The organism is Paenibacillus sp. 4624 (assembly GCF_050435065.1).
Lineage (GTDB): Bacteria > Bacillota > Bacilli > Paenibacillales > Paenibacillaceae > Paenibacillus > Paenibacillus amylolyticus_D.
Genome location: NZ_JBNDJR010000004.1, coordinates 459,977 through 478,899 on the forward strand (window position 1 = coordinate 459,977; position 18,923 = coordinate 478,899).

10 protein-coding genes and 1 tRNA gene are annotated in these 18,923 nt (G+C 43.5%); 4 read left to right on the forward strand and 7 right to left on the reverse strand.

The genetic code is table 11. From position 1 onward, the window contains the following. Positions 1–121: 121 nt before the first annotated feature. The gene (locus ABIE27_RS12540) at positions 122–8,383 is read right to left on the reverse strand and encodes an immunoglobulin-like domain-containing protein (RefSeq protein ID WP_429350625.1); all 8,262 of its coding nucleotides are present in this window, start codon (positions 8,381–8,383) and stop codon (positions 122–124) included. Between the two features lie 466 nt (positions 8,384–8,849). Here ABIE27_RS12540 and ABIE27_RS12545 point away from each other — a divergent pair, with 466 nt between their 5' ends. Next, positions 8,850–12,473, forward strand: coding sequence for an S-layer homology domain-containing protein (locus ABIE27_RS12545; protein ID WP_429350626.1), 3,624 nt, complete (start codon positions 8,850–8,852; stop codon positions 12,471–12,473). A gap of 184 nt (positions 12,474–12,657) precedes the next feature. On the opposite strand, the gene ABIE27_RS12550 is transcribed toward ABIE27_RS12545, so the two are convergent. Continuing rightward, positions 12,658–13,284 carry a type 1 glutamine amidotransferase family protein gene (locus ABIE27_RS12550; protein ID WP_429350627.1) on the reverse strand — a complete coding sequence of 209 codons (627 nt, stop codon included), beginning with the start codon at positions 13,282–13,284 and terminating at the stop codon, positions 12,658–12,660. A 106-nt stretch (positions 13,285–13,390) separates the two neighbouring features. After that, complete coding sequence (locus tag ABIE27_RS12555) at positions 13,391–14,353, reverse strand: helix-turn-helix transcriptional regulator (protein WP_429350628.1); 963 nt, start codon at positions 14,351–14,353, stop codon at positions 13,391–13,393. Positions 14,354–14,579: 226 nt separating this feature from the next. Here ABIE27_RS12555 and ABIE27_RS12560 point away from each other — a divergent pair, with 226 nt between their 5' ends. Beyond that, entirely contained in the window at positions 14,580–14,816 is a 237-nt protein-coding gene (locus ABIE27_RS12560; protein ID WP_429350629.1) for a hypothetical protein, read from the forward strand. A 310-nt stretch (positions 14,817–15,126) separates the two neighbouring features. Here ABIE27_RS12560 and ABIE27_RS12565 read toward each other — a convergent pair whose 3' ends face one another. After that, the gene (locus tag ABIE27_RS12565) at positions 15,127–16,068 is read right to left on the reverse strand and encodes a hypothetical protein (protein ID WP_151458067.1); all 942 of its coding nucleotides are present in this window, start codon (positions 16,066–16,068) and stop codon (positions 15,127–15,129) included. A 437-nt stretch (positions 16,069–16,505) separates the two neighbouring features. Here ABIE27_RS12565 and ABIE27_RS12570 point away from each other — a divergent pair. Continuing rightward, positions 16,506–16,577, forward strand: a tRNA-Ala gene (locus ABIE27_RS12570). 283 nt (positions 16,578–16,860) lie between these two features. Here the strand turns inward: ABIE27_RS12570 and nrdR are convergent. Continuing rightward, positions 16,861–17,328, reverse strand: coding sequence for a transcriptional regulator NrdR (gene nrdR, locus ABIE27_RS12575; protein WP_090920285.1), 468 nt, complete (start codon positions 17,326–17,328; stop codon positions 16,861–16,863). Between the two features lie 115 nt (positions 17,329–17,443). Here nrdR and ABIE27_RS12580 point away from each other — a divergent pair, with 115 nt between their 5' ends. Next, the gene (locus ABIE27_RS12580) at positions 17,444–17,665 is read left to right on the forward strand and encodes an alpha/beta-type small acid-soluble spore protein (protein WP_017689472.1); all 222 of its coding nucleotides are present in this window, start codon (positions 17,444–17,446) and stop codon (positions 17,663–17,665) included. A 99-nt stretch (positions 17,666–17,764) separates the two neighbouring features. Here ABIE27_RS12580 and ABIE27_RS12585 read toward each other — a convergent pair whose 3' ends face one another. Together ABIE27_RS12585 and coaE are read right to left on the reverse strand one after the other, a co-directional pair. After that, positions 17,765–18,328 carry a lytic transglycosylase domain-containing protein gene (locus tag ABIE27_RS12585; protein WP_429350630.1) on the reverse strand — a complete coding sequence of 188 codons (564 nt, stop codon included), beginning with the start codon at positions 18,326–18,328 and terminating at the stop codon, positions 17,765–17,767. Beyond that, the gene (gene coaE, locus ABIE27_RS12590) at positions 18,325–18,921 is read right to left on the reverse strand and encodes a dephospho-CoA kinase (RefSeq protein ID WP_123064214.1); all 597 of its coding nucleotides are present in this window, start codon (positions 18,919–18,921) and stop codon (positions 18,325–18,327) included. The genes ABIE27_RS12585 and coaE overlap by 4 nt, the downstream gene beginning before the upstream one ends. Positions 18,922–18,923 lie beyond the last annotated feature (2 nt).

An 18,923-nucleotide genomic window follows, 5' to 3' on the forward strand; every position in this document is an offset into this window, starting at 1 on the left:
TGCTCTTTTGATGAATAATACAACCCGCCAAACACTCTAAAATCCTTGTGTTTAGCGGGTTGTTTAGCATGGAGCCTTTAATCAAATTCAATTCATAGCAACTGACCTATATTTAACAAGCCTACATTAAATTCCATAAATTATAGATCATCACTACTGCTTCGTCACGGTTAGCCGTTTTCTTCGGTGCAAACTCATCGTTACCTACACCGTTTATGATGCTTGCTCCCCGCATTGCCTCTACAGCTTGCTTCGCATAGTTTGCGATGTTTGCTTTATCCTTGAAAGCTCTAGCTTCGCGATCTGGTAATTTTAGTTGCTTCAATCGGATCGCCTTGTATACCATAACGGCCATATCTTCTCGCGTAATATTCTCATGAACTCCGAAACTTCCATCTGGTTTCCCGTTCACAATTCCCAGCTTCTGCGCGGTTGCGATATTTCCATGGTACCAATCTCCTTGTTCCACATCACTAAAACTTGCCGCCGCGCTCTCATCCGATAACTCCAACACATTCATCAGCATCGTGATAAATTCTGCTCTTGTCACCTGAGCTTTCGGATTAAACTCGCCGTCACCTACACCCTTTACAATGCCTCTTGCTCCCAATGCCGAGATCGCATCTTTCGCCCAGCCTTGGGTCACATCCTGAAAGCTCGTTGCAACATACGCTACCGTATACTTACTTAGATCCGTTGGTTTGAACTCTACTTGACCTGTCCCTGCATTGTATTTACCATTCATCACAACTCTTCGCTCTCCGTTGTCCTTCACATCGTATACGATGATGTTGTTTGGATTCTCGGAAGCCTTCAGCGTATATGGCAATGCAATCACAAGATCATCTCTACCATCAAACTCCGTTAGCTTCGTACCATCCATCGTTAGCTTGATATCGTATACGACCTTACCATCTAACCTAGCTTGTGTGCCAGCTGGCAGTTGATTCGCTGCCATTCTCATAACCGACAATCCTAACGTTTTCCCTGTGCTTATTCCTGATCCAAGCCTTTCGGTAGCCAACGTTACGACTGCAGAACCCATGTTGATCTCGATGCTACCTACTTTAGAAGTTGCACTAGTTAAGCGCGGATCTACGGCTAGCTCAACGGTTAGCTCGTTCAAGCTTTGATCACCTTCAACTCGCACCTGCAGCTTACCGCCTGTCGTTTGATCAAGCGCACGCTTCACCGTATCTGGACTTAACTTCACTTTAGAAACACCGTTCTCATTAACAACTGGCTTAATGTTTATTTGACCGTTGTCCATTACCACTGGCTCACTTCCACCTGTAGAAGCTGGTGGTGCTGTAGGTGCAGGGATGTTACTGCCACTGGCATTGCCACCATCTCCATTACCACTGCTTGGTGCTTGTGGTGTTCCTGACACCACAACCCCTGCGGATTCATTCCCTGCTGCATTTACCGTAGTAATACGGAATTCATAACGCCTACCATTCGCAAGTTCTGTGACTTCATAACTGCTAGCCGCATGATTCAGCGTTACCGTCTTAAACTCTGTATTTCCATGACCTGTAATCTTAATAGCGACCAGATCGCTTTCTGCAGGATTACTCCATTTCAAAGTCAGCTTCTGATTACCCGCTATTACGCTTGTTCCGGTTACTTCTCCTGGTGCAGTCGGTTCAAATAGTGGTGTCACCGTTACTGTAGCGCTGGATGATAAATTACCATCTACTGTAGTTACGGTTATTATTGCTGTTCCTGGTGCAACCGCTGTTACTCGACCTGTCGCACTTACAGTAGCTACAGCTGGGTTACTTGAGCTCCAGGTTACTGCTTTTTTCGTTGCATTTGCCGGTGTGATCGTAGCTGTTAATTGTCCTGATTGACCTTCTACGACGGACAACGTCGTTTTGTCCAAGCTAACTCCGTTAACGGGTACCTTCTTCCCACTGAGTGAATCATACTCACTTTGTGTAATGGGAATGACCGTTCCGTGACGCGGACTGGCGGGTAAGTTGTAGTTAGAAGATAATGTCCACTGACCTGATGCAAGGTAGGTTGTCTCGAATGGAATATAACCTCTTCCACCAAACTCATCCACGAATAAATACCATTTTTCTTCTGTATTCGATTTGAAGATCGTTGGACCCTCAACCCATTTCATGTTACCCACACCTTGATTAACCATCTTGAAGGCTGGATCTAAGATCGAGTCACCCACCTCTTGGAAAATCATCTTGCCAAATGGAGCAGCAGCTCCGTTGTCCTGCTCATCCTTCGTAAAACGATATACTTTACCATCATGCTCAATCATTGTGGTGTCAATGATGGAATATCCATAATCCAAATATTCTTTCGGCTCAGTAAACGTATAGAAATCTCTTGTCTTGCTATACATCATTTTTTGATAAGCGTTACCTGTATGGGATGCATCATCAAACATTCTTGATGCCCAAAATACGATATATTCGCCTGTTGTCTTGTCGTACATGATTTCTGGTGCCCAAGTATTACCCGCTTCTTCCGGTGCAACCTCTACCATGCGTTGATCTGTCCAGTTGACGAGATCATTCGATTCCCAAACCATTATGGAACGGCTACCCCACGTCTGTGCTCTGCCCCAGTCACCATTACCGTTGATTTTGAGATCGGTAGCGATCATGTAGAACTTGTCGCCTTCAGGCGAACGAATAATGAATGGATCACGTACTCCCTTCTCCCCTAAGGTAGAGGTCAGTACAGGTTTACCCTCATTCAGTTCTCGCCAGTTTAACGGATCATTACCGTTACTTAGTGCAAAATAAACTTGCTCACCAGTTGAAGTCCCTTCCCCAGTGAAATATGTGAAGAAGTATCCCGCATATTTTTCATCAGCAGGTCGTTCCTTGACCTTTGCAATAAACTCCTTCGTTGTGGATGCTGAGTTTAATGCAATCGTAGCTGTAAGCTTCACGTCTACATCTCCACTACCATGGGCCGGACGTTGCACTTCACCAGTTCCTGAAAGGACGTTTGGTTGAGCCGAAGCCCAAGTAATCGTTGATCCATATAATCCAGATGTCGTTAAGGAGAGATGACCTCTTACATCCTGAATGTTATGAACAACTAGTGCCGCTTTTGCTTCCTCTACAGCATTGGCATCGCTCGGCAATGCTTTAACCCTCAACGTAAAGGTTTTGTTAACTGTCTCTATACCATCTGTAAATACCGCTGTTAACGTTACAACTTGATCGCCAGTTGCGTTATTTGGTCTACTTACGACACCTGTAGTTGAGATCACATTGCTTTTATCCGTTGTCCAGCTTATCGTGGTGCCATAAGTACCTGATGTTGGCAAGGTTACATTGCTTGTAATCGCATCTTTGGATGTATTCGTGGCAAGCAGATCAATGATCGTTAACTTCTCTGCCGCAGCCGATACAAGCATGCCCTCCATTGAAGCAATCTTCTGATCAGCACGAGCCTTAAGTGTCGTAACATCTGCCGCAGTCATAGCACCATCATAGATTTGGAAGTCTGCAATCAACCCGCCGAAGTATGGATCAGCTGTATAAAATGACTTACCGATGTATCCACTGCTGCCTGAAGTATTTTTTATTTGTTCTAGCGTCATTCCATTGGTTGAGCCTGATGCAACAGCAACACCATCAATATAAATTATTAGTGTACCATCCTTGCCTGAAACAACGGTCGTAACTACTTTCCATTCATTATTCTTTAACCCCGTGGTAGAAGTTGAAGACTCATTGTTCCAGGCATTCGTCGCGATTCCTAAACGGGCTAGCCCGTTAGCATTATAACGTGGTGTGAAATACGTATAGTGCGTGTTATTATTTGGTCTTCCTAACGCATACAACCACTCCGCAGCGTTTTTTCCGTTCCAGTTCACAATAGATGAAACGGTGATATCCGTTAATCCATCGAGAATTCCTTGTGGCAACTCTAAATAGGAGTCCGTTCTGCCCCCATTAAAGCTCAGCACACCAGCATCATCTGTACGAATCCATTCTGCCTTAGACGGATTCATCCATTTCCCGTTGAAGTTTCCTGTTTGATCAATAACCGTCGCAGTCGCACGATCGATATCATTCATATCGTAGTGCAGAATGAGCTCAGCCCCAGATGGCTGCTCTACTGGAGGAGTAACGTCTTCTTCCGCTAATGCTGCAATCTCTTGACCAGATAATGCACGATTATAAATGCGGAAATCATCCAATTTACCATCAAACAGACGATCAGAACTATTTCTTGATTTACCAATGTAATTCATCGTTGTTTCCAGTAACATTCTGGGCTCAACATTAAATGTGGAGCTGCGTTTAACCTCATGCCCATTCACATACAGTACTGCCTCAAATTCATCCATAGTAATGGCAACATGCTGCCAAGTCTTCGTTGGTAATAATCCAGCATTTCGCAATGCATATTTATAATCTGCTCCGAGTCTCGTACTGTCATTGCTAAATTTCTCTGTAAAAGGGGTTACAACAGCGAACTCCAGACTACCTGTATCGCCTTGTGTACTCAGGTACATGGTATTGCGGTTAACCTGTCTGCCTGTTTCGGAAGCAAAATCAAATATTCTTTGATTTTCCTGATTTTTGTCCATTTGAACCCATGTAGAGAACGTAGCCTTCTCCAGATTCAAAGATTGAATCAGATTATCGGGCAGTTTCACATATCCTGTTGACCCATTAAGCTCTAGCGAAGAGCCCTTTTTACCGATGTGATCCTCTTCATTAAGCGTTGCTCCACCTACCAGTGTTGCGTGATAGCCATTCCCCGAAATGTCGTTCAACGTTGTACCATTCACTGTATTTGCATCAAATGAATAATGTACAACCGGGTCTGTTGATGGTGCTGGTCCCTCGAAAGCATACTTCGCTTGCAAAGCATTATACTCCGCACGTGAGATTGGAATCACTGTTCCGTGCCTCGGTCCTGGCGGAAGTGCATATTGATCACTGCTTAATACATTGTTCATATATTGCGAGCTACTATCCAGATCTGTTGTATATCGTACATGATAAGGCCATGAATCCAGGAACAGATACCACTTGTCTTGATGAATATCCTTAAATATTGTTTGGCCTTCATTGTTTCCATTTTTTCCAATCAAGCCAAGTTTATTATCACGTGTACCCGGAACAGCGTCGTATTGAAGGCCATTGGCAGCAATACCGTCCTTGTCATAGTAGAAATTTGGCGCTTTCTCCACATACACTTTGGTATTGACTTCTGATTTGGTAAATCGATACAACATATCATTATGCTCAATAAACGTCGTATCAATGGTTGGAAGTGACTCATCAATCATGACTTTTGGCTCTGAAAAGTTATAGAAATCTCGTGTTGTTGCATAGTACATCACATTGTACTGACCTGCCGGTCTTCCGTTATAATCACCGTATGTCTCTGTATTTTTCATCGATGAAGCCCAAAATACGATATACTCTCCAGTGAGCGGATCATAGATCGCTTCTGGTGCCCACGTATTTCCTCCTGTCTTGGGAGCAACCTTGACCATCCGCTGCTCGCTCCAGTTGACGAGATCCTCCGATTCCCAAATCATCATGTAATGGCTACCCGTAATTTGAGCCTGGTCGAAATTGGTGCTCTCACCCATTTTCAAATCGGTTGCCAGCATATAGAATTTATCACCTTCTGCTGAACGAATAACGAATGGATCACGAAGTCCCTTTTCACCCATATTCGATTGAAGGATCGACTTACCATTATTCAGGGCTTTCCAGAACAATGGGTCTTCAGCTGTAGCGAAGGAGATTTCTTCACCACCCTCATATTCACCTGTAAAGTACGCAAAGAAGTACGCATCATGCTGTACTGGCGCAGCTGTTTTTTTAACGGTAAGGTCAAACGTACGCTCTTTAGAAGCTGTACCATTTGTAATTGTGGCTGTTAACGAAACGGGTACATCCGTAGCTTGACGGCTTACCCAGCCCAGCTGTGTAGCGTTTCCAGCCGCTTCGGCTGTTCCTTTAACAACAGTAGGTTTGCTAGACGTCCATCTAATGGTAGATCCTTGTTCACCTGTAGTCACAAGACGTAAGTTGCCTTTAACGTTGTCTGCATTGTAAATCTCTAATTGTTCAGCATCCAGGTCACTCTTCTGTTGATCATCAAATTGCTTCAAAATCGTAACAGGAAATACAGCCGCTTTAGATACTCCTTGATACGTTAAAGTTGCTGTAAGTTCTGCTTGAGCATCACTTGCTTGAGCATTTGGACGTTCTACAACTCCACTGTTAGAAATGACGGAAGGATAACTGGAACTCCAAGTGATGTTGACACCGTTTTTACCACTCGTTGGCAAGGCGACGTTTTTCGTTATTTTATCCGCACTCTGATCTGCTTCGTCTAAGTAACGATCTATGCTAAGTTGATTCGACGCATCATCAACAGTAAGCTGACGTATTTGGGAGATGTGAGTTACTGCTTCTTGTTGATATAACTCCCCCACTTCTTGCTCCGTCAATGCGCGATTATATACTCGGAAATCAGCCAGGCTTCCTTGAAGATATGGATCGTTCGCGAAGATGGACTTTCCGATAAAACCAGAGAACGTAGAAGCCGGATTAATGATTTCTGCCAGCTTTAGTCCCTTCGCATTACCTGAAGCAACTTTAACTCCATCCACAAATAATGTGATCCTGTTGCTGGCTTCAGAGAAGGACACCGTTACATGCTTCCACTGTCCACCGATCAGGTTGGAATTTGCGCTGCCTGTAACTAATGCTTCGTTCGGCCAGCCATTTTTAGATATACCCGTAGCAATCATATTGCCTGATCCGCTACCGTGACGTGGGGTTACAAAAAAATATTTATTCGTTTCCGGTGTTAACACTGTACCCAGACCGAAAATCCAGCGATTCGTACCATCATTCGTCCAGTTCACGATGGAAGATACGGTAATCTCATTCAGACCCTGTAATAGATCTAGTCCGTTTGTGCCCTTAGGAATCTCAACATATCCACTATTCGATGCAGAGCTTCCTCCATTGAAGGATATAAAACCAACCTCACTGTTAGAAATGAATTGTCCATTGTTTCGATTTCTAAATATCCCATCAAATTTAACTTTCTTATTGGCGACATCCTTTAGTACGAGTTGACCATCTACCTCTGCAGTGGTTTTCATGTTGTAATGAAGAATCAGATCATCATTTTGTGACTTTTCTTGTACGCTAATAGTTGAGACAGCTATATAATCTCCATCCTCCGTTTGTACCGTAATGGTGGCTGTACCTTCACTAACCGCTGTAACGTTACCGGCCAAATTGACATTTGCTACACTGGAATCACTAGATGTCCATGTAACCCTTTTATTGGTTGCATTTAATGGTGAAATTGTAGCCACTAATGCCTCGCTGTCCCCCACGGATAAACGAAGTGTAGATTTATTAAGCGAAACACCTTTAACAGCAATCTGCTCAATAGAGTCATCTTTTGGCCGCAAGTTAACGATAAACTCTTTCGTTACTTGGCTACCACCTAAAGAAATGGTTGCCGTTAACGTCACTTGTTGCTCTATTTCTCGTAAAAACACTTCTCCCGTTGGACTAATCGCACTCTCATCACTGGAAGTCCACGATATCGATGCCCCATACTTATTGGCAGAAGGGAGTTCAAGAGATTCGGTAACGGCAGATACATCACCTAACGTTAGCTCTTTTTTACTTTGTTGTATTTGCTTTTCATCGAGCGATTGTTGATATACTCCAGCGATATCTTCACTACTTAATGCCGCTCCGTAAATTCTTAAATCTTGAAAGCTACCGGCAAAAGTAGCATCCGCTAAATAATTGGAGCGACCGATATAAGCTTGCAAATCCGTACCAAAGCTTGCTGTTGTTTTCTCTTTGGCGACGGTGCCTATACTTACTCCGTTAATGTAGCCTGTAATAGAGCGTTCTGTGATAACCGTTGTATAGTGAACCCATTGACCTTCATACTGTGACGTAGAAGTGCCTGATACGCCTACCTCAGTCGTCCAAGGCTGATCAACATTATTGCGATCTGTAAATACGGACTTAAAATCACCACTTGGATTGGATGGATTAAACAGCCAGTAATTCGTTGGCAAATTATTTTCAGTTGCTGGCGTACCGTAGAATAATGCTGCGTAGTTCCCGCGTCCAGTGTTACTCTTCATCCATACAGAGATTGTTGTGTTTTCTTGATGATCAAACAAACCCGTAGGAAGTTGTACATAGTTCGTATTACTATCGGTCCCTCCCGGTAGAGTAAGACCATCGTCGTACGTAATGTTGCCTACAGCCGTTCCATGATTGCCATTACCAGATGTATCCAATACATCTTCAAGCAATGGATAATGCGCCAACATCATTGGTGTTACTGTGTCCGCTGAAGCTTGATTGTTAAACGGTATACCCAAACTAAAACAGCTGCTGAAGGTCAAAAGTAAAACTAAAGTTATGTTTGTAATTCGCTTTCGCATAGCATTCTTCCCCTCTTTTAATTTTCAGATGCATACAAAACAACAGATCAGCTTCAAAACAAGACCACCTCACTTCAGGAGCTAGAAAAACATTCTAAAATGAATGCGCTTACATTTCTTCTCATATTACGTGTTCCGATATTTCAATTCAATGTACTATCATGTTAATAATGTGGATTTTTTTATTGCAATTTGAAATTTGATGTGGACTAAAGCGTTGTCCCTATACTTCGAAGTAATCGTTTTTATTCCAAAATATACTCTACATTGAAATTAAAGGATTTAACCCCGGATAAACATAATATATATAGTTGGGCGCCTGCCATCTTTTGATAACGCTTCCAAATACGGATGCGAGTAAACCATGAGCGCACCGGATCAAAAAATAAGGAGGATTGCATCTATGCCAAAACGATTTAGAAAAATGCTCGCGTTCCTTTGTTGCTTGGTCATGGTAGCCTCGTTAATGCCTACGAGCTATGCTGCCGACAATGACAACATTGAAAACGCAGTAGTAACAAATGAAACAAAGGCCGCCATTTTTGGAACTCCCGAACTCGGGTCAAATGACCCCCTCTGGAGCCAAACCATGGAGCATCACATCAACAAAAGCACTGTGCCCACCGATCCCAGACCTCATGCCACGGGCACTGCCAGAATCCTTTGGGATCATGACTACGTGTATGCCCGCGTAGTTGTGAATGACAGTAATCTATATCAGGGAGCTGGCGGAGATCACCGGTACGACAGCCTGGAGTTTTATGTTGGTACTGGAACAGGTGGCTCGAACCAGTGGCGTGTCAGCGCGACGGGTGTGTTTTCAGGGCAGGCCGCTCCAGGCAGAGCTGCATGGACCCAGACCACGGAAACAGGATACATCGTGGAGATGAGAATACCCAAAAGAGATTTGATCTTACAGGAGGGAAATCTTACCTTCGAGGTCTATATCAATAACTCGACAGAAAACGGCGGTGACCGCTATGAAGTCGTTTCCTCTTTTGGAGTTCCGGACGCAGCTTATACCAGCTCTGATTCATTTACAGACAGCCTGCAGCTCATCCCAGCCAATGAAGTGGACACTAGATTAACAATTACCGCCACTGCCGGACCGGGTGGCTCAATCATGTCGAATCCGCCTGGCGATGTCCTAAGAGTAGAACGAGGCTCTAATAAAGACATTACGTTTAGCCCCGATTCCGGTAAAGTTGTGGATACTGTAACGGTAGACGGCGTGATCGTGACTCAATCTTCTAGCTCTTATACCTTTACGAATATTGAAGCTAGCCATACCATTCATGTGACATTCAAAAATGATCCGGGCGCGAGCATACTTCCTTTTATCGTATGGAATGACAACTTCGCCAGTGGCGAGTACACAACGGCTGTCATCATCGACTTAGGTGAAGGGAATTCGGCGTTAGGCTCCGAGCTTCGTCCAGATTTGTTTGCCTTATCGGCTAGGAACACCACCCTGAACGGTGAAGCGGTTACTTTTGAAGGACCACGCAAGATCACAAGGGTATACGCTAATGATGAACCGAAGGTACGCGGCTATGTGGGGCCGGTTAGCAATTCACCGGATTATCAGGACGGACTGGCAAGCGGGCGTTACATCGTCGTTGAATCTGAGTTTTATTCAGAAAGCGGCGGCAATACAACACTAGATGGCAGCAGTAACTCGACAAAGCAGGTTTACACCCTCAGCCAAAAGGGTCAGATCGTACTGACAGAGGGGAATCCACTTCACAATGTGGTTTTTGAGCAAGAAAAAGTTGTGAATCCAATCCTTGATAAATTCACAACATTCACGGATAATTCGGTCAATCGCTCGCTCTACCTTCATAAGGATGAAGACGGTAACGTGGTGAAAGGATTGCCGCTGTATGTGTACACCCACGGCATGTCACGCGGCGGCACAAACGCTGCGGCAGACCAAAAAGCGGCCATGAAATCCGCCAATGGATCGGTCGCCCTAATGAAAAAAATGGCACAGAATCCCGAAAAGTACGCCAGCCACATCCTGAATATTTCCTATAATGGCGTTTCTGTTCCCTCCACACAGAATGTTAAGAAGGTCATTGACGCCCTGATCGCCAGCGGCGAAGTAGATCCTAACCGTGTTTACGCAGCAGGCTTCTCCTGGGGCGGCCAGTATACGAACAACTTAGTTAACAGCTATCCCGGCTTCTTCGCTGCCGCCGCACCGATGGCCCCGGTAAGCGGTTCACCGAACGCTAAGGACAATGACTCTCACCACACCTTGGCCTATTGGATGTTTTTAAATGCTCATAATGTTGGTGGCTACCAGACTAACCTCAATAATTTCATCAATACCAATATGCCAAAAATGATTAATGCAAGGGCTTCACGCTTTGAGAGTAATGAGGTGCTTACATGGCCTTACAATCAATTTGATCAGCCGAATCTGAGGCCGAATCCTGCCAACACACCTGTTCTGGCTGATTATATAGCGCATGAAGTTGAAGCAGCTGTTCTCTACAACCAGATAACTATGGGAAATTGGAGTATAGCTCCTACGGCGCAATCCTCTAACTTGCCTGCTTGGAACAATGACTACACCGATGTCTTCGATTGGATGTTCGCGCAGCGAAAACCGGTCGTGCCCGGTGCGCCGAGCGGATTCAAGGCGACAGCGGGTGACGGACGGGTCACCTTGAGTTGGTCTGCTCCAGCTGACGACGGTGGCAGCACAATATCGGGCTACAAGGTATGGTATGGCAACGTACCGCCAGTTACAATGGAAGCGACCGAAACTAAATATACCTTTAATAACCTGACAAACGGTCAAAGCTACAGCTTCAAAATCATCGCGTTGAACGCAAAGGGCGGCGGCGCAGAGATCAGTGTAACGGCTATGCCGACGGCGGCGGCAACCCCTACCGTGCCTGGTTCTGGTGGCACTACGGGCAACACCGGTAATACAAGCAACACAGATAACACAAGCAACATCGACATTACGGGCACCGGGACAGAAGCTGGTATGTCGAAGTCGAGCTACACCGTGAGTACACCGAAGGATAAACCCGCAGTCACAGACAAAAATGGTAACACTACCCTGCCCGGTGGCGGCAAGATTTCGACCAAAGGTGGCACGGAAATCACGGTACCTGAAGGCACATCGATAGATTCAAACGGTAAGGTGACCGTTCCGGGGGACAAGAGCGCCCAAGTGACACTCCCCAGCAGCAAAAGCACAGTGACCATTCCAAGCGGCTCCACGATTGAAAGCGACGGAACGGTCACTGTAGGAAGCAAAGGAGCGCACAGCAACCTGCCAAACGGCAATCAAATGCATATCCATGAAGGATCGAAGATACGAGCCGACGGTACGGTTGTGGCAGGACTGCACGGAGCAAGAGTGGACTTAAACAACGGCATATCGCTGAACATTCGTGAGGCCACAGAGCTTACATTTAATGATACCTCCTCACTGGGCTTCCTCTTGCGATCAGGCAATCCTTTTAGGGATACCACCATGGAGAACTGGTTCTACGGTTACGTTAATTCCGTTTACACGTACAATCTTTTCAACGGCACGACGTCTGCGACATTCGCACCGGACAGCGCAATGACGCGCGCAATGTTCGTGCAGGTACTGGCCAATCTGGAGAATGTAAAACATACCGACTATACGAGTTCTCGCTATAGGGACGTGACGGACGAACAGTGGTACACGGCGGCAGTCGAGTGGGCGGCAGAAAAAGGCATAGTCAACGGTTTAAACGCGAATCTGTTTGACCCCAATTCTCCGATGACTCGTGAACAGATGTCAGTGATCCTTTATAACTACATGAAGTACAAAAGCTATCAAATACCTGAAAGCCAGTCTAAGTCCTTCGCCGACGAGAGTGAGATCAGCTCATGGGCATTGGAGGCCGTTAAGGCGATGCGGAGCACCGGTATTGTATCAGGCAAGCCGGATAATCTATTTGCTCCTACAGCCACTGCTACCCGCTCCGAAGCAGCTACTATCTTTGTACGGTTCATCGAACACTCGCATAATTGAAAGCGTGTACAGAATGGTGCGCTACCTTCCGGCTAAACAATACAACCTAAAGCTCTACCCTTGGTAAAGACCAGTTTAGAAAACATCCTTACGTTCACTCCCCGTAAGTAGACTGGCCTACGAAGCAATCCATCAAAAAACGCCATCACATTTAAGTGATGGTGTTTCTCTTTGAATAGAGCTGTCACTGAATTGAACTCATCAATTCGTAGAAATATTGAGGTTCATGAGTTTTATTAAGATGATACCATGCGTCTAATGTTTCTGGAGAAAATACATCTAGCTCTCTTAAAAAATGAACAGAAAATTCAAGTGGAGCTACTCCGGAAGCAGTGATCAGTTTTCCATCCGTAACAGCAGCATCCAATTTGTAATATTCTTCGCCCGTATAAGACGGACAAATCATTTTAAGGTAAGCCAGATCATTGCTTGTATGAAAACGTGAATCTAACAACCCTGCTTGAGCAAGTCCGATGGAAGCACCGCAAATGGCTCCAACCATGATCCCTTCCCGTAGACACATCTTGGCAATTTTTAATATGGGCTTGTGAATAGCCTCAGTCCAGGTATTCCCACCAGGTAAAATGAGTGCATCTATGCTTTTAATATTGCACTCATCCACTTTAATATCAGGTGTTATTTTCAATCCGCCCATTGTAGTTACTGGAGACTTTTCGATCCCGACGGTGACTATTTGTGCTGGAGCCAGCCCCTTTCTAAAGTATCTTCCTGAATTCAGCTCGGCTGTTAAATAACCTATTTCCCAATCGGACATGCTGTCAAAAACATAAAGATATACTTTGTTTTTCATTTAGAATTTCTCCCTTTTTTTATCTATCAAGGACTACAATCCATCGATAATCACTGACTATCTCATTATAAAATAGCTTCACTGACATCCGCTGTCAGTGAAGCTACTAATGTTGATAATATTCCATTAACTCTGTTGCAATAGCAACAAGTCTGTCTTTCACACTCTGGGGTTCGATTATTCGAATGGATTTACCATAGGATAGGAGAAAATAAGGGACAGAGCTATGAATGGATTTTTCCTCAAATAAAAAGATGGCTTGATTAGATGTTCGCTCTTTCAGATGATGGCCGAAAAACCAATGCATGCTTAATTCGTCTAACGCCTCTGGCCTACCTTCGATTATTAAAGAAATTAATCCTTTCTTCCCCATAAGATCAGGTAACAGGTTTTTCATAAAAAATTCACGGCTAGAAAAAGCTTCAGGACGCTTAAAAATGAGTTGAGTACGCTTGATTAGTAAAATCCGATCTACTCGAAAACTTCGTATTTCATTCCTTAGGTGGCAAAATGCAACCGTATACCATTTATTGTTCCAGTATACTATTCCATAAGGGTCTATTATCCTGTTCTTTGGCTTTTCTTCATGGTTTGTACGGTAGTCCATCTCTACAGAGATTTCCTGTTCTACAGCATGCTCCAATTCCGCTAATATAAGCTGATTCGAAGGGCTTATCATCCGGTTTATCACTTCAAATCCAGTTAATTGATGATTTAGTGTGCTCTCCTGTTGCTCATTCGAATACATTTTCAACTTGGACGTCGCATTCTCTAATGTCTCACTCAATGGGTATCCAGCTTCTTTTGCAAAAACAGCAGCATGAAGGAGTGTCTTTTTTTCTTCCATGTCAAATAGCAGAGGCGCTCTGATAAAATGATGCAACAGGCTATAGCCACCATGATGACCTGGGTCGGCTATGATAGGAACTCCACTAGAACATAGTGCATCAATGTACCGATAAACTGTTCTTATATTTACTTCTAACTTTTCGGATATTTGTTTTGCAGTCCATTTCTCTCCCGAATTCAACATCCATAGAATGGCTAACATATTATCATTTTTCGGCATAACATAACCCTCCCCCATATCATCATATTAGGAATTTCACATACGTCAATTGCCTATATTCGTTACACAGAGAAACAAATTTTTCATCTGTGACCTAGCTACTCTAGCCCACTTGACCCCACAAGAGAAACGCTATCAGAGGACCACTACTTCTCAGGCCCATCTTAATTTGAACAGAGACAATTGTTTCAACAAAAAATGCAGATTTGGACGAATGAAGCGATGGATGCGAAAATATCGGGAACTAGGTGAGTTTGGACTGATCGATCAACGAGGTCGCCGAACAGAATACATCGATCAAGAGCAATTTGAAATCATGGAAAAGATAGTGGGGAACGGTGACATCCAGAAGCTCTGTCATGTGTTTCATGTGTCTCGAAGCGGGCTTTATGCCCATGCCAAACGTAAAATTATTTCTTTGGTACAGTGTAGAAAATCCGAAAACGCCCACAGCGAAAACTAAACAAACTGACGCCGGTGGAATACCGACGCCAGTTTGTAGCCTAGGGTCTTTTTATAATACCAAATGGGCTCTTGATAAAAGTGAGTGGGTTCTATTCACAAGCATTACAGATATACGAACTATGAATATATTCCAGCAGTGGATTTCACTCTACGCTTTACGCGTGATCATCTTCACAAGCTATCATGTAATGCTTGTTAAATGCCTCTGTTTCCATTCATATTTCCCAATTGACTTACAATTATAGAGACCTGTTTACAGGGATAGTTCCTTCATTCTTCCAGTTTCAAATATTCAGAATATTTCCAATTTAATATTCTCTGCACAGAAACCACATTCTTTCCATTGTTCTTCTTTCTAAATCTATTATTTCATTTAAGTTAAAATTCAACCATGCAAGATCGTCCTTACTTATATGAATTCCGCTAAACATCCGCTTTTCCAAAATATAATTACTTTTATTTTTAAAAACAAACCATTTTTTGTAAAGTTGTTCATAATATAGCTTAATCTCTCCCATATTAATATCATAATATTTCGAAATAAGAGTAACTACGTCTTGATTTCGCTTATGATATTGACAGAAAGACAATGCCCTTGTTCTGAATGTATTTTTATCTGTCAATTTATAAAAGAAAGTACTAATTTCATTGGAAAAAGTAGATAATGAATCTAGTCCGCAATGATAGTACAAATCATATTCTTTATTATATATTTGTCCTCCTTGTAGCATTTTCTCCAGCGAGTTAATCACCTGTAATATCGGAATTTCACCATTAAATTCTTTTGAAGACTCATTAGTTTTGCAAAAATTTAAACTTATTGCTCTACCTAAACTTGTAATGTATTGACTCGATTTCTCAATAGAACTATAAGGAATGCTGTAATAATCCATTTTCCCCATCATTACGCAATCCTCTAACGCCATATAACTTTGGTTATCATTATTATAGCCATAAATAAACGTTGGATGTATCATGTGAGAAGTATTCGCATCCAGACCTGAAGGATAAAAAAAACGATCCACAAGAATAAAAAGACAATAACCATCATCGATTTTACTTTTGATAATATTATGGATGCTTTGGCAATCCTGATTAATCTCTTCGAATTCATGATCAATATAATTATTAAGCAACTCTAGAGAATACTGTATTTTAGGGAAGTATGCACCATTGGACATCAAGTCCTCTTGAATTCCCTCTGAACTATAAGATTGATTAAAAACTTTTCTTAGGTAAATCGTGTCCATATAGCAGGGGAATTTAAGGAATGCTTCATTTTGGCTAGCTAGCATAGCTATAAGATTATTAGTTACACAATCCATCCATAACTCGTTATAAGGACTAATCAAAATAACATCAACCTTTCAGAAGGAGATTCTCATTAGCTTATTTACATGTTTAATATATTAGTTGTTGTTGTAATACATCTATGTTGATAAAAAGGTAGCTTTAAGAATTCTATGTAAATGAGAGATTGTATTTTATGAAGATCCCTACACTACATTGACACAGGGAAAACTTACCATGAGTTACACATATATTAGCATAATTGAACACAGCAAGATAGGAGATCCTCTTTCGGTAGGCGAACAGCTTCATTCGCAAATATAACAGTGCTACGAAAGATAAAACAAACATTGACTGCTTAATATTTAAGTGATATATTAATTTTTGTATTCGTCTTGGGGCGTTAGTTCAGTGGGAGAACGCTTCGCTGGCAGCGAAGAGGTCAGGGGTTCGACCCCCCTACGCTCCATAGTTTTAAGACCCTATTTTATGTAGGGTCTTTTGTTTATTTAAATATGTAATGTTTTTTATTCCCCAATATTGAGACTGTTCTACTGCCTACTCCCTCTACGTAGAGTTCCATTTAGAAAAAAACTTGCTTTAGGCGTAGTTTTTTCAAATACTTAGATTTGGTTTTTCGTTAGGGGTTTTCGTGCACCGAAAATCTTATGGAGAAGAACATTCATGTTACGGGCACATACGGCACATACCAGATGCGGCTCCGGATTGCTCTTCTCCTTTTCCCACTACATTTAGTCCTCCAGATCTTCTTTGGACAGCAGCGATTTCAGTTCTTTCATGAACATGTTGATGTCTTTGAACTGGCGGTACACAGAAGCAAATCGCACGTACGCCACTTCATCCACCGGAAACAACTGTTCCATTAAAAGCTCGCCGATCTGGCGGCTTTCCACTTCAGCTTCGGCTGTGTTACGCAGTGACTTCTCCACTTCAGATACCATCATCTCCAGCGTTTCTACAGAGACAGGACGCTTCTCACACGCACGGATCAATCCACGCAGAATTTTGTCACGGCTGAATTCTTCCCGGCTGCCATCCTTCTTAATGACAATCAAAGGTGTTTCTTCAATCATTTCAAAGGTTGTGAATCTTCTCGCGCACTGCTCGCATTCGCGTCGGCGACGGATGGATTTGGATTCATTCGCTGGTCTGGAATCCAGCACTTTGGTACCCAGATAACCACAATAAGGACATTTCAACTTAGATCACTTCCCACTTTTACTTTTTACCACATATTCCCTGAGCATATTTTGTTATGAAAATCGCATCGGCGACACATAATACTTTTACCAACCCGCGAGGAGGTGAACAGCAATGGCACAAAGCAACGGTAACTCCAACAACTTGGTCGTAACTAAAGCTTCCGCAGCCCTGGAGCAAATGAAATACGAAGTAGCTCAAGAACTCGGAATCAGCATCCCGCAAGATGGGTACCAAGGTAACATGACTTCTTACGAGAACGGTTCGATCGGTGGATACATCACGAAGCGTCTGGTAACAATTGCAGAACAGCAATTGGCAGGTCAATACCAATAATTATCTGCATCGTAATACGTTACACAGAGGAGCATGGGGCGGCCGGTACACTACCGGTCTGCTCCGTGCTTCTCCCTTATCTTTTTCCAAGCAATCGCTCTAGAACGTATCGTAGATCTTCACATACTGATTATAATAGTAAATAACCCGTTGTACATAGTGGCGTGTCTCACCAAAAGGAATATTTTTCACCGTTTCAAGTTTGCCATCCCACACACCATTTTTCAACCAGCTGCTGACCTTCCCCGGTCCTGCATTATAGGCTGCAATCATCACAATTTCGTTGCCATTAAACCGATCGGAGAGATTACGTAAGTACCATGTGCCCAGCTGTATGTTTCGCTCAGGTTCATGCTTTAATTCATCAAGCGAAGTATCCGGAATTTTGGCTTGTTCCAAAATCCAGTTCGCCGTATCCGGCATGAGCTGCATCAGCCCTATCGCACCCCGCTTGGATTCTTTGCTCGTTTTGAAATTGGTCTCCACCTTGATGATTGAAGCGATCAGAAACGGATCAACCTCATAACTCTGGGATTGCGCCCGAATCTCTTCCTTGTATTCAATCGGATAAAACCAGGCCATCCAGTTCGTATTTAGAAATAACACCAGTACAAAGGAAACAAACATGATCAGCAGTACACGTTTTTTACGCAGTATTTTCATAACAAACCCTTATGCGTTAAAAATGATTCAAGCTGCCTCTCCGTCTGAGCCCATGAACCGCTGTTATCAATCACGATATCTGCCCGCTTTTTTTTGCGTTCAATATCCATCTGTGCCGCAATGCGCGCTTCGGCGTCAGCCCGGGTCATCAGATCCCGACTCATCAGCCGTTCCAGTTGTACTGCTCTAGGTACATATACGACCATAACTTCCGTAAAACCTTCCTCCAGACCCGACTCGTAAAGCAAGGGGATATCCGATACCACCAGCTTGTCCGGATGGTTCAATTCATATGCAGCCGCTCTCTCACGCATCTCCTTCCGTATGGCGGGATGAGTGATGGCCTCAAGCGCTTTACGTTCCTCCGGGTGCTGAAAAACAATACTCCCCAACTTCTTCCGATCCAGCGTTCCATCCTCATTCAGTATGGCTTGTCCAAACCGCTGAACAGCGGCGGCCAAAACGGGATGCCCAGGCAACATGACTTCCCGGGCAATAACATCTGCATCGATGAGCAGCGCTCCCTTACTGGCCAGATAGGCGGAAACACTGCTTTTGCCTGTTGCGATTCCGCCCGTTAAGCCTATATTCATCG